This window comes from Pseudomonas ficuserectae, from assembly GCF_024584585.1.
GTDB classification, from domain to species: Bacteria; Pseudomonadota; Gammaproteobacteria; order Pseudomonadales; family Pseudomonadaceae; genus Aquipseudomonas; species Aquipseudomonas amygdali.
In genome coordinates this window covers 1,165,635-1,190,806 of record NZ_CP085684.1, presented here as the reverse complement: position 1 = coordinate 1,190,806, position 25,172 = coordinate 1,165,635, and the positions used below count along the sequence as shown (strand labels likewise).

Below are 25,172 nucleotides of genomic sequence, written 5' to 3'. Positions count from 1 at the left end.
TTGCTGCTGACTGCGCCCGCCAAAGCGGGCGACAGGCATCAGATGTGACGCACTTCGATGATTTCGTATTCGATAACGCCGCTAGGCGTTTTCACGACGACGACATCACCCTCTTCCTTGGCAATCAAGGCGCGAGCAATGGGCGAACCCACTGAAATCTTGCCCTTCTTGATATCCGCCTCGTCCTCACCAACGATCTGGTAGACAACGCTTTCGTCGGTTTCGACGTTGGCGATTTCGACTGTCGTGCCGAAAATCACCTTGCCAGTGTGCGGAATAGTCGTAACGTCGATCACCACAGCGTTCTGCATGCGGCCTTCAATATCACGAATACGCGCCTCGACCATACCCTGCTGCTCGCGGGCAGCGTGGTATTCAGCGTTTTCCTTGAGGTCGCCCAGTTCGCGCGCAGTACCGATGTCCTGGCTCAACTTGGGACGGATCACCTTGGTCAGGTGAGTCAGCTCTTCTTCCAGGGCGCGAGCGCCCTGAACGGTCATTGGGTATTTGATCATGCCTTCAATCCTGCATGGAGATCCTGCAAGCGACGTACGGTCTTCTCGGGACCGAATTTGAGCGCTTCACAGATCGCTTCGCCTGCTGCAATGGTAGTGGTGCAGTAGATCTTGTGCTGCAAGGCGTTGCGACGGATGGAGTAGGAATCGGCGATCGACTGACGACCTTCGGTGGTGTTGATGATCAGGGTGACTTCGTCATTCTTGATCATGTCGACCACGTGTGGGCGCCCTTCGGTCACCTTGTTCACGCGACGTACTTTCAGGCCTGCCGCCTCGATCAGCTTGGCAGTACCTGCGGTAGCAACGATTTCGAAACCCAGATTGATCAGGTCACGGGCGACTGCTTCAACCAGAGGCTTGTCATCGTCACGCACACTGATGAAAGCAGTACCGCCAGTCGGCAGCACTTCGCTCGCGCCCATCTGAGCCTTGGCGAACGCTTCACCGAAGGTATCGCCCACGCCCATCACTTCGCCGGTCGATTTCATTTCCGGGCCGAGGATCGGGTCAACGCCAGGGAATTTGGCAAACGGGAACACTGCCTCCTTCACGCTGTAGAAGTTCGGGATAATTTCCTTGGTGAAGTTCAGCTCTTTCAGGGTTTTACCTGCCATCACGCGAGCCGCGATCATGGCCAGGGAAACACCGATGCACTTGGAAACGAACGGCACGGTACGCGATGCACGCGGGTTGACTTCAATGACGTAGATATCTTCGCCCTGAAGTGCCAGCTGTACGTTCATCAGGCCGACAACGCCCAGCTCCAGAGCCATTTTCTTGACCTGTTCGCGCATCTCGTCCTGGATGTGTGCAGGCAGCGAGTACGGCGGCAGCGAGCATGCGGAGTCACCGGAGTGAACGCCCGCCTGCTCGATGTGCTGCATGATCGCGCCAATCACCACGTCAGTCCCGTCGCAGACCGCATCGACGTCCATCTCGATGGCACAGTTCAGGAAGTGGTCCAGCAGCACCGGGCTGTCGTTGGACACTTGAACCGCTTCACGCAGGTAACGCTTGAGCTCGTCTTCCTGGTACACAATTTCCATCGCGCGGCCGCCCAGTACATAGGACGGGCGCACCACCAGCGGATAACCGATCTTCGCCGCAGCACGAATGGCTTCGTCTTCGCTACGCACAGTGGCGTTTGGCGGCTGACGCAGGTTGAGGCGCTCGACCATTTGCTGGAAGCGCTCACGGTCTTCGGCACGGTCAATGGCGTCAGGGCTGGTGCCGATAATCGGCACACCGGCTGCTTCAAGGGCACGTGCCAGTTTCAGCGGCGTCTGGCCACCGTACTGGACGATCACACCTTTCGGCTTCTCGACCCGCACGATTTCCAGCACGTCTTCCAGGGTGACAGGCTCGAAGTACAGGCGGTCAGAGGTGTCGTAATCGGTGGAAACGGTTTCCGGGTTGCAGTTGACCATGATGGTCTCGTACCCGTCTTCACGCAGCGCCAGGGCCGCGTGTACACAGCAGTAGTCGAACTCGATACCCTGGCCGATACGGTTAGGGCCACCGCCGAGGATCATGATCTTGTCGCGCGTCGAAGGGTTGGCTTCGCACTCTTCTTCGTACGTCGAGTACAGGTACGCGGTGTCGGTTGCGAACTCGGCGGCGCAGGTGTCGACGCGCTTGTGGACCGGGAACACGTCCAGCTTGTGACGATGCGTACGCAGGTTCTTTTCGGTGACGCCGACCAGCTTGGCCAGACGCGCATCGGAGAAGCCCTTGCGCTTGAGGCGGAACATCAGGTCACGATCGATTGCCGACAGGCCCAGCGTCTTGACCTTCTCTTCGTCCTTGACCAGATCTTCGATCTGCACCAGGAACCAGGGGTCAATCATGTTCATGGCGAAGATTTCTTCAACCGTCATGCCTGCGCGGAAGGCGTCGGCGACGTACCAGATACGCTCGGCACCCGGCACAGTCAGCTCGCGCTTGAGCGTGCTCATGCTTTCAGGGTGGCTCAGATCCAGCTTCGGATCGAGACCGCAAACGCCGACTTCCAGGCCGCGCAAGGCTTTCTGCAGGGACTCCTGGAAAGTGCGGCCGATGGCCATGACTTCACCGACCGACTTCATCTGAGTGGTCAGACGCGCATCCGCCTTGGCGAATTTCTCGAAAGCAAAGCGCGGCAGCTTGGTGACGACGTAGTCGATCGACGGTTCGAACGAAGCCGGCGTCTTGCCGCCGGTGATTTCGTTCGACAACTCGTCAAGGGTGTAGCCCACTGCCAGCTTGGCGGCAACGCGGGCAATCGGGAAGCCGGTCGCCTTGGAGGCCAGCGCCGAGGAACGCGATACGCGCGGGTTCATCTCGATCACGACCATACGGCCGGTGTCCGGGCAGATGCCGAACTGAACGTTGGAACCACCGGTTTCAACGCCGATCTCGCGCAGCACTGCCAGCGAGGCATTACGCAGGATCTGGTATTCCTTGTCGGTCAGGGTCTGTGCCGGAGCAACGGTGATGGAGTCGCCGGTGTGCACGCCCATCGGGTCGAAGTTTTCAATCGAGCAGACGATGATGCAGTTGTCCTTTTTGTCGCGGACAACTTCCATTTCGTACTCTTTCCAGCCGATCAGCGATTCGTCGATCAGCAGCTCTTTGGTCGGCGACAGGTCCAGACCGCGAGCGCAGATTTCTTCGAACTCTTCACGGTTGTACGCGATACCGCCGCCCGTGCCGCCCATGGTGAACGATGGACGAATAATGCACGGGAAGCCGAGCTTTTCGAGAACCGCGTTGGCTTCTTCCATGCTGTGCGCGATACCGGAACGCGGGCACGCCAGGCCGATAGACTTCATGGCCTTGTCGAAACGCGAGCGGTCTTCAGCCTTGTCGATGGTATCGGCGTTGGCACCGATCATCTCCACGCCGAACTTCTCCAGAACGCCTTCGCGCTCCAGGTCCAGTGCGCAGTTCAGAGCGGTCTGGCCGCCCATGGTCGGCAGCAGTGCGTCAGGACGCTCTTTTTCGATGATCTTGGCAACGGTCTGCCACTTGATCGGCTCGATGTATGTCGCGTCGGCCATGGCCGGGTCGGTCATGATGGTGGCCGGGTTGGAGTTCACCAGGATGACGCGGTAACCCTCTTCGCGCAGTGCCTTGCAGGCCTGGGCGCCGGAGTAGTCGAATTCACAGGCCTGGCCGATCACGATAGGGCCGGCGCCGAGAATCAGGATGCTTTTAATATCTGTACGTTTTGGCATGGGTTGTCACTCAAATCCGCAGGTCAGTCGGCAAGCCGTCTTGAACATTTCTTTGAGGTGGCCTGGGCGGCAGCAACCGGACACTTGATCCGGGGCCGCCCAGGGCACCTGCGTATTACAGTCTCAAGGCAACCGGTCAGCGTCGCTTGGCCATGGCTTCGATAAAGCGATCAAACAGAGGCGCGACGTCATTCGGGCCCGGGCTCGCCTCAGGGTGACCCTGGAAGCTGAATGCGCTCTTGTCGGTCAGCTCGATACCCTGAAGGGTGCCGTCGAACAACGACTTGTGAATGGCGCGAACATTGCCCGGCAGCGTGGCCTCATCAACAGCAAAACCGTGGTTCTGGCTGGTGATCATGACCACACCGGTGTCCAGATCCTGAACAGGGTGGTTTGCACCGTGGTGGCCATGGCCCATTTTCACGGTCTTGGCACCGGCAGCCAAGGCCAGAAGCTGGTGACCCAGGCAGATACCGAATACCGGCACTTCGGTTTGCAGCACTTCCCTGATCGCCTTGATGGCGTAGTCGCACGGCTCGGGATCGCCAGGGCCGTTGGACAGGAAAACACCGTCGGGTTTGTAGGCAAGCACGTCGCTGGCAGGCGTTTGCGCGGGCACCACAGTCACCCGGCAACCGCGCTCGACCAGCATGCGCAGAATGTTGACCTTGACGCCGTAGTCGTAAGCGACCACATGATAGGGCAGCTCGGAAGCAGCGATTTCAGGGTGGCTGTCGGTCTTCAGGTTCCAGACGCTGGAACGCCACTCGTAGGTGTCCTTGGTACTGACTTCCTTTGCCAGATCCATACCCTTGAGGCCGGGGAACCCGCGAGCAGCAGCGATGGCTGCTTCTTCGGAAATGTTGTCGCCAGCCATGATGCAGCCGTTCTGGGCGCCTTTCTCACGCAGGATGCGGGTCAGGCGACGCGTGTCGATACCGGCGATGGCAACGACATTATTGGCTTTCAGGTAATCACCGAGGGACAGCTTGTTACGCCAGTTGCTGGCGACCAGCGGCAGGTCACGGATGACCAGGCCAGCGGACCAGACACGATCGGACTCTGCGTCTTCAGGCGTGGTACCGGTATTGCCGATGTGCGGGTAAGTCAGGGTAACGATTTGCTGGGCGTAGGAAGGATCGGTAAGAATTTCCTGATAGCCTGTCATTGCGGTGTTGAACACCACCTCACCAACGGTCTGACCGTCGGCTCCAATGGCTTCGCCGCGAAAAATGCTGCCATCAGCAAGGGCGAGTATGGCTGGCTTAGTCAAGAAGACCTCCCGTAAATAAAACCTGAAAGGGCGATCGCAGGCTGCAAAAAAGCGGAATGACGTAGTTACGTCACCCCGCTTTCTTATGGAATCATCTGCGCGCTTTTAGTGGACACACTAAAGCTGTAGCTTACAGAAAAGGCCCTTTTTGGTCTACCACCAATGAGCCTGAAATGCGGGAAAATGCGACAGGGCCACGAATGGCCCTGTATGAAATCAACGCAGACCCAGTACATCCTGCATGTCGTAAAGCCCTGGCGCCTTGCCGTCGAGCCACATTGCAGCCCGCACGGCACCCTTGGCAAAGGTCATGCGACTGGATGCCTTGTGGGTGATCTCGACCCGCTCGCCGTCTGCTGCGAACAGCACGGTATGGTCGCCGACAACATCACCGGCACGAATGGTCGCAAACCCGATGGTCTGACGATCACGCGCGCCGGTCTGGCCTTCACGGCCGTAGACAGCGACTTTTTCCAGGTCGCGCCCCAGCGCATTGGCAACCACTTCACCCATGCGCAAGGCGGTGCCGGACGGCGCATCGACCTTGTGGCGGTGGTGCGCCTCGGTGATTTCGATATCGACCTCATCACCCAGAACACGCGCGGCGGTGTCCAGCAACTTCAAGCAGAGGTTTACACCAATGCTGAAGTTGGCAGCGAACACAATCGGGATGTCTTTACCCGCTTCGACCAGACGCTGCTTCTCTTCGGCACTGAAGCCAGTCGTGCCGATAATCATGGCCTTGCCGGCCTTACGGCAGAACGCCAGATTTTTCAGCGTTACCGAAGGGTGGGTGAAGTCGATCAACACGTCGAACTCATCCGCCACTTTTGCCAGGTCGCCCGACAACGGCACACCGATACGCCCCAGCGCAGCCAGCTCGCCTGCATCCGCACCCACCAGCGTGCTGTCAGGACGATCGATAGCGGCGGTCAACCCGGCACCCGGTGCCTGCTGAACCGCCTCGATCAAAGTCTTGCCCATGCGCCCGGCGGCGCCCACTACAGCAATACGTCGCATGCCCTGCTCCCGTTGATAAGCCTTACAGATCACCGAAGAAACGCTTCACACCCTCGAACCAGCCACTGGCCTTGGGAGAGTGGGATTCGTCGTTTTCAAGCGAAGTGCGGAACTCTTCAAGCAGCTCGCGCTGACGCTTGCTCAGGTTGACCGGAGTTTCGACCGCTACACGGCACATCAAGTCACCCGCACCGCCGCCACGTACCGGAGCGACACCCTTGCCACGCAAGCGGAACTGCTTGCCGGTCTGGGTACCTTCGGGGATTTTCAGTTTGACGCGACCATCAAGGGTCGGTACTTCAAGCTCGCCACCCAGCGCGGCATCGGTAAAGCTGATCGGCACTTCGCAGAACAGGTGCTTGCCGTCACGCTGGAAGATCGCGTGTTCGCGCACATTGATCACGACATACAGGTCGCCGGTCGGCCCACCCTGAGTACCCGCTTCGCCTTCGCCAGACAGACGAATGCGGTCACCGGTATCGACACCTGGCGGCACCTTGACCGAAAGCGTCTTGGACTCTTCGACACGACCTTCGCCGTGGCACGAATCGCACGGGTCGGAAATAATCTTGCCGTGTCCATGGCAGCGTGGGCAGGTTTGCTGCACAGAGAAGAAACCCTGCTGCATGCGAACCTGACCGATACCACCGCAGGTAGGGCAGGTAACGGGCGACGAGCCTTTCTTGGCACCGCTGCCATCGCACGGCTTGCAGTTGACCAGTGTCGGAACGCGGATATTCACGTTAGTACCGCGAACCGCTTCTTCCAGATTCAGCTCCAGCGTATAGCGCAGATCGCTGCCGCGCTGGGCACCGCCACGACCACCGCCGCCACCGCCGCGGCCACCGCCAAAGAAATCACTGAACACATCACCGAAGATGTCGGAGAAATTGGCACCACCGGCACCACCACCAAAACCGCCGCCGCCACCCATGCTCGGGTCGACACCGGCATGGCCATACTGATCGTACGCAGCGCGCTTGCTGGCATCGGACAGCACTTCGTAGGCCTCGTTGGCCTCTTTGAACAGCTCTTCCGAGGCTTTGTCATCAGGGTTACGGTCGGGGTGATGCTTCATCGCCAGACGGCGATAAGCCTTTTTCAGGTCCGACTCGCTGGAGCCTCGCTCCACTCCCAACACTTCGTAATAATCACGCTTTGCCATAGTTCTTCCGCACTCTTGAGGACGTTCGGCAAGACCCTCCTGAACCCTGCCAAACTCGTTGAGCCCCATACAGGCCCTGGACCCAACTCACGTCAATTCAACGATCCTGGTCTTCGTTCAACAACCAGATAGGTCTGGCCGAGAAAGCGGCAGAATGATTCGCTACGCAGGAGCGTAGCGATCTTGCCACATGGCTTGCGGAGCAAATCCGCACGCCGAAATTTTGCTTGTTCCAGACACGCCAACGCGGGAGCAAGCTCCCGCGCGGCGACATCCTACCAGTCAGCGCTCGAAAGAGGTCAACCGGCGTTCAAGTGAGCCTGCGCTTACTTGTGGTCTTTCACTTCTTCGAACTCGGCATCGACAACGTCATCAGCCTTGGCATTTTCTTCAGCAGGCTTGGCCGCTGCTTCAGGGTTTTCGGCCTGCTCGGCGTACATCTTCTGAGCGATTGGCGCGGAAACCTTCGACAGCTCTTCAACCTTCGCTTCAATGGCTGCCTTGTCGTCGCCCTTGATAGCAGCTTCCAGAGCAACCAGTGCAGCCTCGACAGCCGTTTTCTCTTCAGCAGTGACCTTGTCACCCGCATCGGCGATCATTTTGCGAGTCGAGTGGACCAGCGCATCACCCTGGTTACGGGCAGAGGCCAGCTCTTCGAACTTGCGATCTTCTTCGGAGTTGACCTCAGCATCACGGACCATTTGCTGAATTTCTTCCTCGGACAGACCGGAGTTGGCCTTGATCACGATGGACTGCTGCTTGCCGGTCGCCTTGTCTTTCGCGCCAACATGCAGAATGCCGTTTGCGTCGATGTCGAAGGTTACTTCGATCTGTGGCACGCCACGTGGAGCAGGTGGAATCTCGGCCAGGTCGAACTTGCCCAAGGACTTGTTCTGACCGGCTTGCTTGCGCTCACCCTGCAGTACGTGAATGGTTACCGCGTTCTGGTTGTCATCGGCAGTCGAGAACACCTGGGATTTCTTGGTAGGAATCGTGGTGTTTTTCTCGATCAGCGCAGTCATCACGCCGCCCATGGTTTCGATACCCAGAGTCAGCGGGCTGACGTCGAGCAGCAGAACGTCTTTGACATCGCCGGCCAACACAGCGCCCTGGATGGCAGCACCCATTGCAACGGCTTCGTCAGGGTTGACGTCTTTACGTGCTTCTTTACCGAAGAACTCGGTTACCAGCTTCTGCACCAGCGGCATACGGGTCTGACCACCGACCAGAATCACGTCGTTGATCTTGCTTCTGTCGATGCCAGCATCTTTAAGCGCCATTTCGCAAGGAGCGATGGTGCGCTGAACCAGGTCCTCAACCAGCGATTCCAGCTTGGAGCGCGAAATTTTCACGACCAGGTGCTTTGGACCGGTTGCATCTGCTGTGATGTACGGCAGGTTGACTTCGGTCTGCGTGCTGGAAGAAAGCTCGATCTTGGCTTTCTCGGCAGCTTCTTTCAGACGCTGCATGGCGAGCGGGTCACCCTTGAGGTTCATGCCGCTTTCTTTCTTGAATTCGTCGACGAAGTAGTCGATCAGACGAATGTCAAAGTCTTCACCGCCCAGGAACGTGTCGCCGTTGGTGGCCAACACTTCGAACTGGTGCTCGCCATCAACTTCGGCAATCTCGATGACCGAAACGTCGAACGTACCACCACCCAGGTCATAAACGATGACAGTGTGATCGCCCTTGGCCTTGTCCATACCGTAAGCCAGAGCGGCCGCGGTTGGTTCGTTGATGATGCGCTTGACGTCCAGACCGGCGATACGGCCAGCATCCTTGGTTGCCTGACGCTGACTGTCGTTGAAGTAGGCCGGAACGGTGATGACCGCTTCGGTAACCGCTTCACCGAGGTAGTCTTCGGCGGTCTTTTTCATTTTCTTCAGGATTTCAGCGGAAATCTGAGGAGGCGCCATTTTCTGGCCATTCACTTCAACCCAGGCATCACCGTTGTCAGCCTTGACGATCTTGTAAGGGACCATCTGGATGTCTTTCTGAACGACATCCTCTTCGAACTTACGACCAATCAGACGCTTTACCGCATACAGCGTGTTGTGCGGATTGGTAACGGCCTGACGCTTGGCGGACTGCCCCACCAGGATCTCACCGTCATTGGCATAAGCAATGATCGAAGGTGTAGTACGAGTACCTTCTGCGTTCTCGATAACCTTGACGTTACCGTTTTCCAGAATGGAGACGCAGGAGTTGGTAGTCCCCAGGTCGATACCGATAATTCTGCCCATCTTGACTCTCCCGAAACTTGCAAAACTTGGATTTGGTTGCCGCCAGTGCGTTTACACCGTGCGGTAGCTCTTAAACGCTTGACCTTTAAATGGGGGCCTTACAGCTGATTTCAAGCCTGCTCGTTGATTGACGGCGTTGCAGGCGACGGTGCCTTGCTGACCACGACCATGGCCGGGCGCAAAAGGCGACCATTAAGCTGATAACCCTTCTGGAATACCTTGAGCACAGTATTAGGCTCGACGTCGGCACTTTCCTGCATGGCCATCGCCTGGTGCTGGTCGGCACTGAACGGTTGACCATGTGGATCAATGGCTTCCAGCTGATAACGCTTGAGGGTGTCCTGGAACATCTTCAAGGTCAGCTCGATGCCTTCACGCATCGGGCGAATGCTTTCATCGTCCGGATTGGACAGATCAAGGCCTCGCTCCAGACTGTCGATGATCGGCAACAGATCACCGGCAAATCTTTCCAGCGCAAACTTGTGCGCCTTTTCAACATCCTGCTCGGCACGGCGGCGGACATTCTGCAGATCCGCAGCCACGCGAAGGGATTGGTCCTGCGCAGCAGCCAGTTGCTCTTCGAGCACCTGCACGCGAGTTGTCAGTTCATCACCCGCGCCCGCTTCGGCAGCCTGATCCTGAGCCTGCGCATCCAGATTCTGTTCGTCAGCCATACATGTTCTCCTCTAAAAACGTCCGCGATCCCGATTCGCGCTTCTGCCCACCTATATGGGATCGGATTTTCCGGCTTCAAGGGTTTCATGTGATCGAGATACGCATTCCCTGACAAATAATGCGGATTCCGGACGAGCGAAAAATTGCGGATCGACACAAGAGCGACTAAAAACCACTGCAAACCGATCAAATCGAGCTAAGCGAAGGCATTGTCAGCAACAAATAAAACACTGTATAAATAACCAGACAAACAGCCCGGGAGCCGCTCAATGCTGGTGCACCTTTCCGTACATAATTACGCCATTGTCGAACACCTTGACCTCGAACTGGATCGAGGCATGAGCGTCATCACCGGCGAAACCGGCGCTGGCAAGTCGATCATGCTCGACGCCCTGGGCCTGACGCTGGGCGACCGTGCCGACAGCGGCGTGGTCCGGCCGGGTGCCGACAAGGCCGATATCCTGGCCACATTCGACCTGGGCGACATTCCCGAGGCACAGACCTGGCTCAAAGAGCGCGACCTGGACAACGACGGCCCCTGCATCCTGCGCCGGGTCATTACCGCCGAAGGTCGGTCACGCTCCTACATCAATGGCTCGCCCTGCCCTCAGGGAGATTTGAAGGCACTGGGTGAACTGCTCATTGATATCCACAGCCAGCATGAGCACCAGTCGCTGCTCAAGACCGATACCCACCGACGCCTGCTGGACGAATACGCTGGCGCTACCGACCTGGCCCGTCAGGTCCATCTCGCCGCACAGCGCTGGCGGCAAACGCGACAAGAGCTGGAGCGCCTTTCCAATTCAGGGGACGAGCAGCGCGCACGCCATCAACTGCTCAGCTATCAACTCGAAGAGCTGGAAAGCCTGAGCCTGGGCGAAAACGAGCTTGAGCAGCTCGAGCAGGAACACAAAGATCTGACCAACGCCGAAAGCCTGCTGAGCATTTGCCGACAAGTGGTCGAGCAGTGCAGTGAAAGCGATTCCGGCAACGTGCTCAATGCCCTGACTGCCAGCCTGCATCGGCTCGGCAGCGTCGACCATTCGCCGTCCGCCCTGAGCGAGGCCACTGGTTTGCTGTCCAGCGCGCAGATACAGGTAGAAGAAGCGGTAGGCGAACTGAACCGTTTTCTGGATCACTTCGATGCCGACCCGGCCAGACTGCAACAGCTTGAAGAGCGTCTTGATGCAATCTATACACTGGCGCGCAAGCACCGCATCCAGCCAGGTGAAGTGGCCACGCTGCAACAAAAGCTGCTGGATGAAATAGAAACACTGAATGCCAACGACGAATCCATCGAGCGCCTGGAGCACGAAGTGCAGGCATTTGCCCGGCACTATCAGGAGAAGGCCCGCGAACTGAGCGACCTGCGCCGCAATTCGGCAACGACACTGGCCAGCGCTGTAGAGCAGGAAATTCATCGACTGGGCATGCCCGGCGGTCGTTTCCAGATCGACCTTAAAGCCAATGCCAGCGTAGAACCGTCGCCTCACGGTCTTGAGCAGGTAGAGCTACTGGTTAGCGCCAACCCCGGCCAACCACTGAAAGCGCTGGCCAAAGTCGCGTCGGGTGGCGAGCTGTCTCGCATCAGCCTTGCGATTCAGGTCATTACTGCACAAACCTCGCGGGTGCCGACGCTGGTATTCGACGAAGTCGATGTGGGCATTGGCGGGCCGACCGCCGAGATCGTGGGGCAATTGCTGCGTCGTCTGGGCGAGCGCGGGCAAGTCATGACCGTCACCCACCTGCCGCAGGTTGCCGCGCAGGGCCATCAGCATCTGTTTGTGCACAAGGTCCGCGACAACGACGCCACGCGTACGGCGGTTTCCAAACTCAGCAAGACCGAGCGCATAGAAGAAGTGGCCCGAATGCTGGGGGGCATCGACCTGACCAAGGAATCTCTGGCGCACGCCAAAAAGATGGTCGTTACCGCTAAAAGCTGAACCGCAGAAAGCACAAAGGCGACCCGGGGTCGCCTTTGGTGCTGGTTTTTACGCCGTCTGGCTTACGCCTTCTTGTTGCGGACGTAGAGCACCAGATTGTGGTCCACCAGGTCAAAGCCGTGTCTTTCGACAATAGCCTTTTGAAGCTTCTCGATTTCTTCGTCGAAGAACTCGATTACCTCACCTGACTCCACGTTGACCATGTGGTCGTGATGGCCGCCATCAGCCAGCTCAAACACAGCATGACCGCCGTCGAAATTGTGGCGCACCACTAATCCAGCGGCTTCAAACTGGGTCAGAACACGGTAAACCGTGGCCAAACCGACGTCCTCGCTTGCCTCCATAAGCGCCTTGTAGACATCCTCGGCACTCATGTGACGCTGCTCGGCAGAATCGAGCATTTGGAGTATTTTAACCCTTGGTAGGGTTACCTTTAGTCCTGCTTTACGTAGTTCGCTATTTTCAACCATGGTCAGCTTTCTCGCAGACGCTGCTTCGCAGCTTCTCTTAATGCAGGTATGATCGGGGTTTACGTTGTCCCAGCCAAGATAGTGGAAGTCGCCCACCGATGCAAAACACCAAGCTCTTGCTAACCAGTTTCACCTTCGTGGGACTGCTCGCACTCGCCGGTTGTTCATTCCCCGGGGTTTACAAAATCGACATCCAGCAGGGTAATGTCGTCACGCAGGACATGATAGACCAGTTACGCCCCGGAATGACCCGACGGCAAGTACGGTTTATCATGGGCAACCCCCTGTTGACCGACACTTTCCACTCCGATCGGTGGGATTACCTGTACAGCCTGCAGCCAGGTGGCGGTGAACGCCAGCAGGAGCGTGTCAGCCTTATATTCAACGGCAATGACCAGCTTGTGAGCCTGTCTGGCGACTTCATGCCCGGTGTCAGCCGCGATGAAGCCATTCTCGGCAAAGGCAGCGATACCACTGTCCCGGCAGAGAATCAGCCGGTGCAGAAGCCTGAAGAGCCGGCCAAGCCAGGTTCGTTGCTGGACAAGATCCAGAAAGACGTGGACAGCGTCGAGACCGTACCTGTCCCGACCCAAGAGCCTCTGGACACCAACTCTCGTTAGTCCGCAGCGCTCAACAAAAAGCCCGGCATGCCGGGCTTTTTTGTGCCTTTCGTTCAGTCAGCGTTCAGCCGGGGAGCGTCCGTTTCTCCCGTGCCCTGGCGGCACGCAGACGCCTGATTTCCATGGGATCGGCCAATAGCGGACGATAGATCTCTATTCGCTCACCCGCCTCCAGCACCCGCGTGAAAGGATCAGCCACCACCTTGCCGAAGATGCCTACGGCACACTGCGCCAGATCCAGCTCGGGAAACTCCCTGTCCATGCCACTGATAGCCAGTGCCTGACGCACCGAAGAGCCTGCCGGAACATCCAGCGTCATTAACACCTGACGCTGCACAGAGGCGTACACCACCTCAATCTGAATCACTGCTTCAGCCATGCAGCTCTTTCGCTCGCTGACAGAACGCATCCACCAGCGTATTGGCCGCCTGATTGAACAGTGGCCCGAGGGTGGCGCGAACGATAGAGCCGGCATAATCGAAGGACAGATCCAGGCTGATCTTGCAGGCCTTCTCGCCCAGCGGCTTGAATGTCCAGACGCCATGAAACTGCTCGAATGGCCCCTCAACCAGGTCCATCACGATCGACTCGCCTGGGGTAAGCGTGTTGCGCGTCATGAACTTCTGGCTCAGACCGCCCTTGGCAATTTCCAGGCTGGCGCGCATCTGCGCTTCGCTGGACTCGAGCACGGTGGCGGAAGAGCACCACGGCAGAAACTCGGGATAACGAGCCACATCATTGACCAGGTCATAAAGGAACCCGGCCGGGTACGGCAGTAAAGCAGAGCGTTGTATATGCGTAGTCATGTGAGCGTCATTTCCAGAGCTGAGCGGCAAACACCACAAGAATGCCGAGCGGCGCCACGTAGCGCATCAAAAAGAACGTCAGGTTGAAGAGCAACGGACTGCGAATCGACAATTCGTCACGCACCGTCTCACGGCTCATCACCCAACCAGCGAATACCACAAAACACAACCCACCCAGCGGCAACATGATCCGCGAAGTGAAGAAATCAATGACTCCAAAGAAGTCCAGGCCAGTCGATGCGCCCCACTGGTAGAGGTGGAATACACCTCCATCGTTCACGAAAAACTTGGCTTTTTGCCAGATATTGAACGAGAACACCGTTCCCAGCCCCACAAACCAGCAGGTAAATGCCAGCCAGAACGTCACCCAGGCGCGGCGAATACGGGTGCGCTCAACCAGATAGGCAACCATGGGTTCAAGCAGCGAAATCGCCGAGCTCCAGGCCGCTACAGCCACCAGCACGAAGAACACAACACCTATCAACTGCCCGAATGCCACGTTGCCGAACGCGTATGGCAACGTTACAAACATCAGGCCCGGCCCCTCGCTCGGGTTCAGGCCTGCAGCAAAAACGATAGGGAACAGCGCAAGGCCCGCCAGCAGCGAAACAAAGGTGTCGAGCAACGCGATACCGACGACCGTGGTGCTGATAGACGCGCCCTTGGTCATGTAAGCGCCGTAGACCATGATCGAGCCGACACCGACGCTCAGGGAAAAGAACGCATGCCCCATCGCGGGCAGCAAGCCGTCCAACACCTTGTCGGGATTGAAGTCGAACATGAAATGCACGCCTTCCATGAAATGCCCGGTGGTCAGGCTATAGCCCAACAGCGCCAGCATCAGCAGGAACAGCATCGGCATCATGATGCGCAGGCTCTTCTCCAGACCGGCCTCGACACCCTTGCCGATCACCACCGCCGACAGCAGCATGAAAATGGTGTGCCACAGAATCAGACGCCATGGGTCGGCAATCACCGCGCCGAAATAGGCACCGACCTGATCCGGCGAAACACCCTGAAAATCGCCGCGCCCCATGTCGATGATGTAATCCAGCGACCAGCCGCCCACCACACTATAAAAGGAGAGAATCAGCAGGGCCGTGATCATTCCGGCAAAAGCGCCCCATGACCAGCGCGCCGAATGCCCCGCTTCCAGCGCCAGCGTCTTGAGTGCATTCGCAGGACTGAGTCGGGAACGACGGCCAATCAGCGTCTCGGCGATCATCACCGGAATGCCGATCAGCGCGATGCACGCCAGAAACACCAGTACAAATGCACCGCCGCCATAGGCACCGACCATGTACGGAAATTTCCATATGCTGCCCAGCCCCACGGCAGAACCTGTGGCAGCCAGGATGAACACCCAGCGGCTTGCCCAGCTACCGTGGACTGAAACCTTGTCCGTCGACATTATCGAAACGCCCAGCCAAAAAAGATCGCGCATTGTCCGGGATTCAACCTTTGTGCTCAAGCACGCGCTTTCCCATAGCCGACATTGATGCAACTCCCTATAATGCGCCCCCTATGGCTAAGCTCAAGAAAAACCCTACAGGGACCATCGCGCAAAATAAAAAGGCGCGTCACGATTACTTCATCGAACACAAGTTCGAGGCCGGTCTGGTCCTGGCTGGCTGGGAAGTAAAAAGCCTGCGTGCCACCGAGGTACAGCTGGTCGACAGTTACGTGCTGCTCAAGGATGGCGAGGCCTGGCTGATGGGTTGCCACATCACGCCTCTCAAGACTGCCAGCACGCACGTCATCGCTGACCCGACACGCACCCGAAAACTGCTGCTGAACAAGCGCGAGCTCGAAAAGCTCACCAGCTCGGTTCAACAGAAAGGCTATGCCTGCGTGGCCCTTTCCGTTTACTGGAAGGAGCACTTGATCAAGTGCGAAATCGCGCTGGGTAAAGGCAAGAAGGAATACGACAAGCGCCACACCGAGCGTGAACGCGACTCGGACCGTGAGCTACAGCGTGCTGTGCGCTCCAAGGGCAAGGACGACTAACTCCTTGCCTGTGCCGAATGCCTGTAACGGGCATTTGGCAGTGCGCGCTTTCAATCCATCTGCCCCTTATTCCACCCCGCACAATCACAACCTCAACGCGAAGATCGCCCCACTTTGGTGCCTTAACCGCCCAATGTGGCTTTTTCGCATCTGTCTGAAAATAAAATAGAACGCCTGCGTTACAGCACAGTCAATCCTTTAGGCCCAACTGTTAAACGGGCTTTTCAAACCCTCGGGCGACGGCCTCAACGACCGGCCATACCGAGTCCACAGGTTATAAGGAGAGACACATGATGCGTACCGCCCTCACTGGATTGTTCCTCAGCGCCGCCCTGTTGGCTTCGCCGGTTTTTGCCGCCGATGATTTGTGCGCTGCAAACATCAAGACGATCGAAAATGCACAGGCTTCTTCCGGCACTAACCTGAGCCCGGAAAACAAGACAATGCTAGAAAATACTGAGAAAGAAGCCAAAGCGGCCCAAGCTGACAAAGATGAGAAAAAATGCATCGAAATCACTCAAAAGGTGATCACCTCGCTGAAAAACACCGGCTCAGGCAGCGAAGGCACCAAGTAACCCCTTCGATCAGGCCCGCCACCCGGCTAGCCTGATCGATTGCAGCAAACGGGTCGACGTGACACGCCAATCGGCGTACACTGCGCCCCAGCGACTGCGAAAGCAGTCTCGGGGCCGATTTGGATTCGACGCCGGTGATGAAACTTTAGGTGCATGCCGAGTTGGTAACAGAACTCGTAAATCCACTGTTGCAACTTTCTATAGTTGCCAATGACGAAAACTACGGTGCTCAACTAGCTGCGTAAGCAGCCTAGCCGCACTTCTGGTAGCTTCGGCTCCAGCAATCATCAGGGGATGTCTGTAAACCCAAAATGATTGTCATATAGAACAGAATCGCCGTGCAGTACGCTGTGGACGAATCGGCTAAAACTTACACAGCTCGCCCAAAGCACCCTGCCCGTCGGGTCGCTGAGGGTTAACTTAATAGACACGGCTACGCATGTAGTACCGACAGCGGAGTACTGGCGGACGGGGGTTCAAATCCCCCCGGCTCCACCACTTTTACATCTAAAGACGTCCAAGGACGTCTTTTTTTGTGCCTAAAATCCAGTAAATACAGGGGTTTAAGGTCCAAAGCGGTCCGATGGTATCTGAGCTCATCCTACAATTCGTGTATTCCACGTGGTATTCCAAGCCCACGACCGGTATTTTTTGGAATACACGCAGCATCGGAGGTCACCATGGGTGCCCAAGCCACGCGGCTTTCAGACATCAAAGTCAAAGCAGCGAAACCAAAGGAAAAAGATTACATCCTCACTGATGGCGACGGCCTTCAGATGAGGGTGAGGTCCAACGGCTCAAAGCTGTGGAATTTCAACTACATCCACCCTATAACAAAGAAACGGATCAACATGGGGCTTGGTACCTTTCCAGAGGTGAGCCTGGCTCTAGCTCGGAAGCGGACGGTAGAAGCCAGGGAGCAAGTGGCACAAGGATTGGATCCGAAAGAAAAGCGTGACGCGGATCGGCAAGCTTTAAGAGCGACGACCGAACACACTTTCAAAAATGTGGCCACAGCATGGTTCGAGCTCAAGAAAGACTCTGTTACCACTGCGTATGCTGAAGACATCTGGCGCTCCCTAACACTGCATGTTTTTCCCGACTTGGGTGCAATACCGATCTCTGCCATTACGGCTCCGGCCGTCATAAGATTGCTTCGACCGCTCGAGACCAAGGGCAGTCTCGAGACAGTGAAGCGATTAAGTCAGCGTCTTAACGAGATCATGACCTACGGAGTCAACTCCGGCTTGATTCACTCAAATCCGCTTAGCGGGATTCGGTCGGTCTTCAAGAAGCCGAAAAAGAAAAACATGGCGGCACTCGCGCCCGATGAACTGAAAGAGCTGATGGTCACGGTGGCCAATGCCAGCATAAAAAGGACAACACGCTGCTTGATCGAGTGGCAGCTTCACACTATGACTCGCCCAGCTGAGGCGGCCACTGCGCGCTGGGCAGACATCGATCTCGAAAAACAGATCTGGACCATACCTCCTGAGCGAATGAAAAAGCGTCGCACGCACATCATCCCCCTTACCGAACAGGCTTTGAGCCTCCTAGAAGCCATAAAGCCGCTCAGCGGACACCGTGAGTTCGTCTTTCCTGCAGACCGCAACCCCCGTACGCATTGCAATAGCCAAACTGCCAACATGGCATTGAAGCGAATGGGGTTTGAAGGCCGCTTGGTGAGCCATGGGATGCGATCGATGGCCAGCACCATCCTTAACGAGCATGGCTGGGATCCTGAACTAGTCGAGGTAGCGCTTGCTCACGTTGATAAGGACGAGGTGCGCAGCGCTTATAATCGGGCCGATTACATAGAGCGCCGACGCCCGATGATGAAGTGGTGGAGTGAGCATATCGAGGAAGCGTCTACAGGAAGCCTCTCAATGTCCGCGATCATAGATAGAAGGGATTGAAATATTTCCTCACAGGAAAAGTGAGCAACGCGTTCACGCATGGTCCTCCTTGATGAATGAGGGTGGTTAATGGGGCACGTTTCGTTACACTGCCCCAAAGGCACTGGCTAATAAAGGTCAGACCCAAACATCTCTAATTTAGTAGTAAATAGGAGAAAAGTATGATATCCGATGATGAGTGCCCCCCCCGCTCCCGTGAGCGCATTAATAGAATTCGAAAATGTAACCATTGAGCAAACCATAGCCGACCTTGTAAATAAAATACAAGAGATCGAGGACGTGCTAAGCCCAGGAAATAAAATAAAATCAAAGCTAACCCTGTTATGCAGAGAAATTGATGAACTCACCACGACTAGAGATGACCTGGCGTCTATTAACGCACTTATAGTTACTGATCAAGGTTCATGGGAAGAGCAAACTCACAACGCACACAAACAAGCCTGCTACTATGCTGCCATGACCTTAATTGAGCAAGCGAACGGCAACATTGTAAAAACCATGTCAGCGCTTTCAAAAGCTGCATATTACGCGGGAAGAGCGGCAGGTTATTCTCACCACAGAAAGACAACAGCTGTAGAAAAAGCCAGAAAGGCGGGTCTCGCCAAAGCATCCGTGGCGCCTCGAATCAATCAAAAAATAATTGAACTTCTCAGTACAAATAAGCCCCGCCATGGATGGACCGGAGTGCACCACGCGTCACAGTTATTGGCACCGCTACTACAAACCTTTCTACATACTGAACTAGATATCAAGAAAGCGGACTTAAAATCTGTACAGTCGATCATCACTACCAGCATTCATGACGATGTAAACGTTCTAAAGTCCTACCATAAAAATGCTAACAAACGACAGCTATAACTGCATCACAATTGAAAAGTGCCGATTTAGTAAAACTACAAAATATATTCTAGCCGTCAAAAACCCAACCCACTCCTGCGACCCTGCTTTGCATATCCCAGAACCCCCAGACTCCCAAGGGGCCGGGTATTTATCAAAACCCCACCCTGCCCAGGAAACATTTCAATAGCCCCTCTAATCTGAAGCAGCTCTAATGCATCGTCTAGTCGTTTTTTATTTCTCAGTCGACTTGGGCCATATTGCCGGACAGTATTTTTTCTTAAAACTAAGCTACCGTAGGCGCACTGCTTACCTAGCCAGTCAGCAAGCTCATCGACATCAATCTCCTTCTCTCCTGCCTCGTCAAATAGTTTCAAAAACTCCCTCGAATACCAATTCCCCAAGCAGATAGCTACATTTAGTGTCGATAGTGAAATCCCTCCTTCAAATCTTTCAAAACAATGGAGCAACGCGGCCAAGCGAGCAATATTGTCAGCAAGTTTGGAAGCGTGATCACTCGCAGACTTTAAACGTCCGACGGGGCTGATCTGATTTTCAATTTCATTGCTTAGATCAATCCATCTCTGGGCAGCTTCGGGTGAAAACTCAATGACTACTCTCTGGGGCTTAACTTTGTTCAGCAGGTCGACGTTCCGTTCGACAAATTCGACGAGGCGATCAGAAAATCGCTCCGAACGCTCCGTGCTTAAAGTAGTACTCTCAACCTGACGACTGCCTTGAGTAGAAGTCGGTTTACAGACTAAAAACCGAGCCCAGAGACCGGAACCACGTGATGCTTCACCACGTGCGCGCATGTAGCTATTAAAGCCACTTTCCTGCACCATTACCGAAACAGTCAACCGCGCATCATCAAGTTGGAAGCTTTCTACTGTTGCCCTATCTACTACAATCGCATCACCGCTCCACAGGGAGTTTTGTTTAGGCAAGTCATTCAGAGCAGGCCCATTCAGAACACCCAAGCCTTCGCCAGAAATAAGACCTGCACTTGGAAGATCTTGATACATTCCTCGGAATAGCGCTTGCGAAGTCGCATCCTCATAGAGCATTTTAAATCTTCTGGGTTTTTTAGGAGCCAACATGAAATGCTCATTCATACGCGCTTCTTCGCTAACTGTATCCACCCCTTTAGCAGCACGCTTAGCTATAATGCCCTGAATAGCTTTACTTTTAACCTCCCATATTTTCAATTGCATTTTCCAGGCTAGAAGCTCTTCATCATACTGCTCAGCCATCCGACTTTGAAAACGCCGCACGCCAGAAAGAAAAATGTTTTCAACTGTAGATTTACGTTCCCCTGAATTAGCTATAGTCAAGATCATTAACGAGCAGGGAACGCTGCCTCCTATTGGTTTTCGCACATCAAACAACCCCTGCAGCCCAACAGACATGGCGGTGAGTGCAGCAGAAAATATTAACGGTATGGGTGCCTTTACATTGTCGCGCACCTCATCCACCGCCGCATTAATTAGCGGCAAACCAATCAGACTCGGAAACGCATCATTTACCGCAGACATATTTAGAAAACCGTTCATCTACAATCCTCAACTTATCTAGTTTTAATGCTGGCAGTTTTTATTATCCAGCTTTGATTGAATCCAATCAGATACATCCGCCTCCAGCCACCCGACAGCCGCTCCACCGAGGCTGACAGGACGAGGAAAAGAATGATCATATCGAGGTGACTTCTCATTCAGCCGATCGTAGATAGTCGAGCGACTCAAGCCCACCCGGTCCAAAACCTGTTTTAGCCGCAGGATTCTAACGGCTGGTGTACTGCTATTTTCCTGATTCATATGCTGGCCTCCAAAGCTCGACGCCAATTTATCGGGATCACCACTTTTTGTACGCCAGGTGCTTAAAGTAATGTTTCAAGACGTCATGAAACACGCTACAAGCCTTGGATTTATTGGCTTACAGCCTTTTTTTACCAAATCAAAATCTGCGAAAATCACTGCTATATTGAGCTGCTACTCCTGCTACTGGTAGCAGGAGTAGCAGTAGGGACCGGGCACCACTTATGCGTCGCGTTACACCAACGCTTTGTGGTGATGGCCAGGAGGCCGCACGGGAAGAAGTCGGCGTCCGCCCCCTCCTGTGAGTGACCTCACTCGGCTTCCATCATCTGAAGCCGGCGCATAGTTCGATCAACACGCGTGCGCTCAGAGCCAGGAATTTAGCGCTGACTCATACCGGCTGCTTTCGGCCAACTGGAAGTCGCTGGGGTAACGTTCGAGGCCACGTGTGTCAGGTCTGGCAAACCCTCGATACCGTCGAAATCAATGAGCGAGCAATATTACGGGGCTTTCAGCGCTTCACCTTAAAACGGCATCGCAAAAACTACCAAGAAGATCACATCTACCAGTAGATACAGCTTGCTATCCCCGCTACTGGTAGCGGGGATAGCAGTATGTCCTTGCCTTGGACCACAGCGCCATCCGATGAAACCGGCTTGCCACTAGCCCTATAGGCTCCCCCTCCGACAGCCATCACCAAAACGCTGTTACCCCGCTGCCTGAGCTAAACGACCAGATCGTTACCGGAGCTTTAAACAAACAGTTTTCAGACCTAGGGAAACTCTGAAAAAGACTTCCTAATTTGGCAAAATCTCCGGACACCAGTCGCCGAGCTTTTCGATGATGAAACAGATGACCTTCGCCGACGCCGAGTATGCCGGCAAGCGCAAGCAGACCCGTAAGGAATTGTTCCTGATCGAGATGGATCAGGTGGTGCCCTGGAAAGGTTTGATTGCCCTGATTGAGCCCTATTATCCAAAAGGAGAAGGTGGCCGGCCCGCCTACCCACTGATGGCGATGCTGCGTGTTCATCTGATGCAGAACTGGTTCGGCTACAGCGATCCGGCGATGGAAGAAGCGCTGTATGAGACGACCATCCTGCGTCAGTTTTCAGGCCTGAGCCTGGAGCGAATTCCAGACGAAACCACCATTCTCAACTTCCGTCGTCTGCTGGAAAAGCACGAGTTGGCGACCGGGATTCTCGGCGTAATTAATGGTTATCTGGGCGACCGTGGCTTGTCGTTGCGTCAAGGCACCATCGTCGATGCCACGCTGATTCACGCGCCCAGTTCGACCAAGAACAAGGATGGCAAACGCGATCCTGAGATGCATCAAACCAAGAAAGGTAACCAGTACTATTTCGGCGCCAAGGCTCACATCGGCGCCGACGACGAGTCAGGCCTGGTGCACAGCGTGGTAGTAACAGCGGCCAATGTGGCAGACGTCACGCAGGTTGCCAAACTGCTGCACGGCGAGGAAAACGTAGTCTGCGCCGACGCAGGTTACACCGGGGTCGAGAAGCGCGAAGAACACGCTGGGCGCAAGGTCATTTGGCAGATTGCCGCCCGCCGCAGCACTTACAAAAAGCACGGAAAACGCAGTATTTTGTACAAGGCGATCCGCAAAATCGAGAAGGCCAAGGCCCAGGTTCGCGCCAAGGTCGAGCATCCGTTTCGGGTCATCAAACGCCAGTTTGGCTATGAAAAAGTGCGCTTTCGGGGCTTGGCCAAGAACACCGCGCAGATGGTGACGTTGTTCGCCCTGTCAAACCTGTGGATGGCCCGCCGACATTTGTTGGCGAGCGCAGGAGAGGTGCGCGTGTAATGCAGGAAATGGTTACCGCAAAAGGCTTTGCAGCGGCCGAAAGAGCTAAAAAGCGAAGATAATTGAGCAAATTTCGACATGCATCGTTTTTTGAAAAGTGCTGAGGACTCGGTAGCCGGAAAACATCCGGCTACTTCAGACCTTCCCTAGATCATTCACTTGAATAACCAGCGCTATGCCTTTGCGAACTTTTAATTAACGTTACTATCGGACTTAACTATGTTGATCAATTGCCCAAGCTGTCACTCCACGCATGTGTCAAAAAAAGATCTTGGCAAGAAAACTGGCGGAACTATTGGCGTCATCGGTGGGGGAACCAGTGGAGTCGCTGGTGCCATTAAAGGTGCAGAGTTTGGTGCAGCTCTGGGAATTGCCGCAGGCCCACTGGGCATTACTCTGGGAAGTATTGCCGGAGCCATTCTCGGAGGACTGGTTGGCGCTGGAGCCGGCGGTATGGCAGGCGCAGCTATTGGAGAAAAAATTGACGATCGAATACTGAATAACTACCAATGCACGCAATGTCACTACAAGTTCAGTCTATAAACAATCACAGAGCAATTACTTTAGGGAAGGTCTGAAGTAGCCGGATGTTTTCCGGCTACCGAGTCCTCAGCACTTTTCAAAAAACGATGCATGTCGAAATTTGCTCAATTATCTTCGCTTTTTAGCTCTTTCGGCCGCTGCAAAGCCTTTTGCGGTAACCATTTCCTGCATTACACGCGCACCTCTCCTGCGCTCGCCAACAAATGTCGGCGGGCCATCCACAGGTTTGACAGGGCGAACAACGTCACCATCTGCGCGGTGTTCTTGGCCAAGCCCCGAAAGCGCACTTTTTCATAGCCAAACTGGCGTTTGATGACCCGAAACGGATGCTCGACCTTGGCGCGAACCTGGGCCTTGGCCTTCTCGATTTTGCGGATCGCCTTGTACAAAATACTGCGTTTTCCGTGCTTTTTGTAAGTGCTGCGGCGGGCGGCAATCTGCCAAATGACCTTGCGCCCAGCATGTTCTTCGCGCTTCTCGACCCCGGTGTAACCTGCGTCGGCGCAGACTACGTTTTCCTCGCCGTGCAGCAGTTTGGCAACCTGCGTGACGTCTGCCACATTGGCCGCTGTTACTACCACGCTGTGCACCAGGCCTGACTCGTCGTCGGCGCCGATGTGAGCCTTGGCGCCGAAATAGTACTGGTTACCTTTCTTGGTTTGATGCATCTCAGGGTCGCGTTTGCCATCCTTGTTCTTGGTCGAACTGGGCGCGTGAATCAGCGTGGCATCGACGATGGTGCCTTGACGCAACGACAAGCCACGGTCGCCCAGATAACCATTAATTACGCCGAGAATCCCGGTCGCCAACTCGTGCTTTTCCAGCAGACGACGGAAGTTGAGAATGGTGGTTTCGTCTGGAATTCGCTCCAGGCTCAGGCCTGAAAACTGACGCAGGATGGTCGTCTCATACAGCGCTTCTTCCATCGCCGGATCGCTGTAGCCGAACCAGTTCTGCATCAGATGAACACGCAGCATCGCCATCAGTGGGTAGGCGGGCCGGCCACCTTCTCCTTTTGGATAATAGGGCTCAATCAGGGCAATCAAACCTTTCCAGGGCACCACCTGATCCATCTCGATCAGGAACAATTCCTTACGGGTCTGCTTGCGCTTGCCGGCATACTCGGCGTCGGCGAAGGTCATCTGTTTCATCATCGAAAAGCTCGGCGACTGGTGTCCGGAGATTTTGCCAAATTAGGAAGTCTTTTTCAGAGTTTCCTTAGACAAACGGCGTACCTTGATGCAGGACTGGGGAGATTTTGCTGGCCTCGAATGTACCGCGGCCGAGCGTGGCTGAATCCGATTCCTAGGTCCCAGACACGAAAAAACGGCGTTGGCCGGTTTTTTACCCTAGTTTGATCAGGCGCGTTTCTACTTAGTGCCAGACGCTTTGGGAGGCAGAACCTCGGACTGGGCTTTTTTTGCAGCCGGGTAGTAGCTAGGGTGCATGACTCCGAGCTTTGGAAGCGGCGCCGCGGCGTAAGCATTGCAACGGGGCTCAGTATTCCAAAGAGTATTCCAAGAAAAAAAGACGAAACTTAAATCTTTTAAAAATCAGCAGTTTAAGAAATTAGTTCAGATTACCCCGGCCCATACAAGCGTTACAAATAAAGCACTTCGCGTTCATCGCAAGTGCTTTTTTTGTGCCTTTTTGGGCCGTATTGGCTCAGTAATGCCAGCTTTATTACAGCCTTGGCTGCCCGGCGGGC

The 25,172-nt window shown here is 55.3% G+C and carries 22 protein-coding genes and 1 other RNA gene; 9 read left to right on the top strand and 14 right to left on the bottom strand.

Annotation, left to right across the window (positions count from 1 at the left end):
* Positions 1-38 precede the first annotated feature (38 nt).
* From greA to grpE, 7 genes are all read right to left on the bottom strand, one after another.
* Entirely contained in the window at positions 39-515 is a 477-nt protein-coding gene (greA, locus tag LJU29_RS05330; RefSeq protein ID WP_002555134.1) for a transcription elongation factor GreA, read from the bottom strand.
* On the bottom strand, positions 512-3,733 hold the full coding sequence (gene carB / locus LJU29_RS05325; RefSeq protein WP_257111746.1) for a carbamoyl-phosphate synthase large subunit: 3,222 nt from the start codon (positions 3,731-3,733) through the stop codon (positions 512-514). Before carB ends, greA begins: the two co-directional genes overlap by 4 nt.
* A 136-nt stretch (positions 3,734-3,869) precedes the next feature.
* Positions 3,870-5,006, bottom strand: coding sequence for a glutamine-hydrolyzing carbamoyl-phosphate synthase small subunit (gene carA / locus LJU29_RS05320; RefSeq protein WP_005733031.1), 1,137 nt, complete (start codon positions 5,004-5,006; stop codon positions 3,870-3,872).
* Between the two features lie 216 nt (positions 5,007-5,222).
* Positions 5,223-6,026 (bottom strand): 4-hydroxy-tetrahydrodipicolinate reductase, encoded by an 804-nt coding sequence (gene dapB / locus LJU29_RS05315; protein WP_054076731.1) that lies wholly within the window; start codon positions 6,024-6,026, stop codon positions 5,223-5,225.
* Between the two features lie 22 nt (positions 6,027-6,048).
* Positions 6,049-7,191 carry a molecular chaperone DnaJ gene (gene dnaJ, locus LJU29_RS05310; protein ID WP_005754147.1) on the bottom strand — a complete coding sequence of 381 codons (1,143 nt, stop codon included), beginning with the start codon at positions 7,189-7,191 and terminating at the stop codon, positions 6,049-6,051.
* Between the two features lie 326 nt (positions 7,192-7,517).
* Positions 7,518-9,434, bottom strand: coding sequence for a molecular chaperone DnaK (gene dnaK, locus LJU29_RS05305; RefSeq protein ID WP_005733029.1), 1,917 nt, complete (start codon positions 9,432-9,434; stop codon positions 7,518-7,520).
* A 110-nt stretch (positions 9,435-9,544) separates the two neighbouring features.
* On the bottom strand, positions 9,545-10,108 hold the full coding sequence (gene grpE, locus LJU29_RS05300; RefSeq protein ID WP_005754150.1) for a nucleotide exchange factor GrpE: 564 nt from the start codon (positions 10,106-10,108) through the stop codon (positions 9,545-9,547).
* Positions 10,109-10,378: 270 nt separating this feature from the next.
* Here grpE and recN point away from each other — a divergent pair, with 270 nt between their 5' ends.
* Entirely contained in the window at positions 10,379-12,052 is a 1,674-nt protein-coding gene (gene recN / locus LJU29_RS05295; RefSeq protein ID WP_004666216.1) for a DNA repair protein RecN, read from the top strand.
* Between the two features lie 62 nt (positions 12,053-12,114).
* Here the strand turns inward: recN and fur are convergent, their stop codons facing one another.
* Positions 12,115-12,522, bottom strand: coding sequence for a ferric iron uptake transcriptional regulator (gene fur / locus LJU29_RS05290; RefSeq protein ID WP_002555142.1), 408 nt, complete (start codon positions 12,520-12,522; stop codon positions 12,115-12,117).
* Positions 12,523-12,620: 98 nt separating this feature from the next.
* Here fur and LJU29_RS05285 point away from each other — a divergent pair, with 98 nt between their 5' ends.
* The gene (locus LJU29_RS05285) at positions 12,621-13,142 is read left to right on the top strand and encodes an outer membrane protein assembly factor BamE (RefSeq protein ID WP_002555143.1); all 522 of its coding nucleotides are present in this window, start codon (positions 12,621-12,623) and stop codon (positions 13,140-13,142) included.
* 64 nt (positions 13,143-13,206) lie between these two features.
* Here LJU29_RS05285 and LJU29_RS05280 read toward each other — a convergent pair whose 3' ends face one another.
* The 3 genes from LJU29_RS05280 to LJU29_RS05270 are packed head-to-tail and all read right to left on the bottom strand — an operon-like array spanning position 13,207 to position 15,359.
* On the bottom strand, positions 13,207-13,521 hold the full coding sequence (locus LJU29_RS05280; protein WP_057424298.1) for an RnfH family protein: 315 nt from the start codon (positions 13,519-13,521) through the stop codon (positions 13,207-13,209).
* Positions 13,514-13,948: a type II toxin-antitoxin system RatA family toxin gene (locus tag LJU29_RS05275; RefSeq protein ID WP_004656689.1), complete on the bottom strand. Its 435-nt coding sequence runs from the start codon at positions 13,946-13,948 to the stop codon at positions 13,514-13,516. The genes LJU29_RS05280 and LJU29_RS05275 overlap by 8 nt, the downstream gene beginning before the upstream one ends.
* 7 nt (positions 13,949-13,955) lie before the next feature.
* Complete coding sequence (locus LJU29_RS05270; RefSeq protein ID WP_257112685.1) at positions 13,956-15,359, bottom strand: sodium-dependent transporter; 1,404 nt, start codon at positions 15,357-15,359, stop codon at positions 13,956-13,958.
* Between the two features lie 113 nt (positions 15,360-15,472).
* Between LJU29_RS05270 and smpB the strand changes: the two genes are divergently transcribed.
* The 5 genes from smpB (at position 15,473) to LJU29_RS05245 (ending at position 19,304) form a co-directional block, all read left to right on the top strand.
* Positions 15,473-15,955, top strand: coding sequence for an SsrA-binding protein SmpB (smpB, locus tag LJU29_RS05265; protein WP_257111745.1), 483 nt, complete (start codon positions 15,473-15,475; stop codon positions 15,953-15,955).
* 290 nt (positions 15,956-16,245) lie between these two features.
* Entirely contained in the window at positions 16,246-16,530 is a 285-nt protein-coding gene (locus LJU29_RS05260) for a PA2433 domain-containing protein (protein WP_005754158.1), read from the top strand.
* Positions 16,531-16,640: 110 nt separating this feature from the next.
* Positions 16,641-17,028: a transfer-messenger RNA gene (gene ssrA, locus LJU29_RS05255) on the top strand.
* 182 nt (positions 17,029-17,210) lie between these two features.
* Positions 17,211-18,446, top strand: coding sequence for an integrase domain-containing protein (locus LJU29_RS05250; protein WP_257111744.1), 1,236 nt, complete (start codon positions 17,211-17,213; stop codon positions 18,444-18,446).
* Positions 18,447-18,617: 171 nt separating this feature from the next.
* The gene (locus LJU29_RS05245; protein WP_257111743.1) at positions 18,618-19,304 is read left to right on the top strand and encodes a hypothetical protein; all 687 of its coding nucleotides are present in this window, start codon (positions 18,618-18,620) and stop codon (positions 19,302-19,304) included.
* A 56-nt stretch (positions 19,305-19,360) separates the two neighbouring features.
* On the opposite strand, the gene LJU29_RS05240 is transcribed toward LJU29_RS05245, so the two are convergent.
* Positions 19,361-20,836: a YfjI family protein gene (locus LJU29_RS05240; RefSeq protein WP_257111742.1), complete on the bottom strand. Its 1,476-nt coding sequence runs from the start codon at positions 20,834-20,836 to the stop codon at positions 19,361-19,363.
* 24 nt (positions 20,837-20,860) lie between these two features.
* Positions 20,861-21,097: a helix-turn-helix transcriptional regulator gene (locus LJU29_RS05235; RefSeq protein WP_209924117.1), complete on the bottom strand. Its 237-nt coding sequence runs from the start codon at positions 21,095-21,097 to the stop codon at positions 20,861-20,863.
* A gap of 843 nt (positions 21,098-21,940) precedes the next feature.
* Here LJU29_RS05235 and LJU29_RS05230 point away from each other — a divergent pair.
* Together LJU29_RS05230 and LJU29_RS05225 are read left to right on the top strand one after the other, a co-directional pair.
* Positions 21,941-22,921 (top strand): IS5-like element ISPsy2 family transposase, encoded by a 981-nt coding sequence (locus tag LJU29_RS05230; protein WP_054078085.1) that lies wholly within the window; start codon positions 21,941-21,943, stop codon positions 22,919-22,921.
* 271 nt (positions 22,922-23,192) lie between these two features.
* Positions 23,193-23,420, top strand: coding sequence for a hypothetical protein (locus LJU29_RS05225; RefSeq protein WP_209924116.1), 228 nt, complete (start codon positions 23,193-23,195; stop codon positions 23,418-23,420).
* Between the two features lie 214 nt (positions 23,421-23,634).
* Here LJU29_RS05225 and LJU29_RS05220 read toward each other — a convergent pair whose 3' ends face one another.
* On the bottom strand, positions 23,635-24,615 hold the full coding sequence (locus LJU29_RS05220) for an IS5-like element ISPsy2 family transposase (RefSeq protein ID WP_054078085.1): 981 nt from the start codon (positions 24,613-24,615) through the stop codon (positions 23,635-23,637).
* Positions 24,616-25,172: the final 557 nt, after the last annotated feature.

Bases quoted from the DNA above. Each gene is read 5' to 3' on its own strand.
- LJU29_RS05260 (WP_005754158.1), top strand. From the start codon at position 16,246: ATGATGCGTACCGCCCTCACTGGATTGTTCCTCAGCGCCGCCCTGTTG.
- LJU29_RS05220 (WP_054078085.1), bottom strand. From the start codon at position 24,615: ATGAAACAGATGACCTTCGCCGACGCCGAGTATGCCGGCAAGCGCAAG.
- LJU29_RS05270 (WP_257112685.1), bottom strand. From the start codon at position 15,359: ATGTCGACGGACAAGGTTTCAGTCCACGGTAGCTGGGCAAGCCGCTGG.
- grpE (WP_005754150.1), bottom strand. From the start codon at position 10,108: ATGGCTGACGAACAGAATCTGGATGCGCAGGCTCAGGATCAGGCTGCC.
- dnaJ (WP_005754147.1), bottom strand. From the start codon at position 7,191: ATGGCAAAGCGTGATTATTACGAAGTGTTGGGAGTGGAGCGAGGCTCC.
- dapB (WP_054076731.1), bottom strand. From the start codon at position 6,026: ATGCGACGTATTGCTGTAGTGGGCGCCGCCGGGCGCATGGGCAAGACT.
- greA (WP_002555134.1), bottom strand. From the start codon at position 515: ATGATCAAATACCCAATGACCGTTCAGGGCGCTCGCGCCCTGGAAGAA.
- LJU29_RS05275 (WP_004656689.1), bottom strand. From the start codon at position 13,948: ATGACTACGCATATACAACGCTCTGCTTTACTGCCGTACCCGGCCGGG.
- smpB (WP_257111745.1), top strand. From the start codon at position 15,473: ATGGCTAAGCTCAAGAAAAACCCTACAGGGACCATCGCGCAAAATAAA.
- LJU29_RS05245 (WP_257111743.1), top strand. From the start codon at position 18,618: ATGATGAGTGCCCCCCCCGCTCCCGTGAGCGCATTAATAGAATTCGAA.
- recN (WP_004666216.1), top strand. From the start codon at position 10,379: ATGCTGGTGCACCTTTCCGTACATAATTACGCCATTGTCGAACACCTT.
- LJU29_RS05230 (WP_054078085.1), top strand. From the start codon at position 21,941: ATGAAACAGATGACCTTCGCCGACGCCGAGTATGCCGGCAAGCGCAAG.
- fur (WP_002555142.1), bottom strand. From the start codon at position 12,522: ATGGTTGAAAATAGCGAACTACGTAAAGCAGGACTAAAGGTAACCCTA.
- dnaK (WP_005733029.1), bottom strand. From the start codon at position 9,434: ATGGGCAGAATTATCGGTATCGACCTGGGGACTACCAACTCCTGCGTC.
- LJU29_RS05235 (WP_209924117.1), bottom strand. From the start codon at position 21,097: ATGAATCAGGAAAATAGCAGTACACCAGCCGTTAGAATCCTGCGGCTA.
- LJU29_RS05250 (WP_257111744.1), top strand. From the start codon at position 17,211: ATGGGTGCCCAAGCCACGCGGCTTTCAGACATCAAAGTCAAAGCAGCG.
- LJU29_RS05280 (WP_057424298.1), bottom strand. From the start codon at position 13,521: ATGGCTGAAGCAGTGATTCAGATTGAGGTGGTGTACGCCTCTGTGCAG.
- LJU29_RS05285 (WP_002555143.1), top strand. From the start codon at position 12,621: ATGCAAAACACCAAGCTCTTGCTAACCAGTTTCACCTTCGTGGGACTG.
- LJU29_RS05240 (WP_257111742.1), bottom strand. From the start codon at position 20,836: ATGAACGGTTTTCTAAATATGTCTGCGGTAAATGATGCGTTTCCGAGT.
- carB (WP_257111746.1), bottom strand. From the start codon at position 3,733: ATGCCAAAACGTACAGATATTAAAAGCATCCTGATTCTCGGCGCCGGC.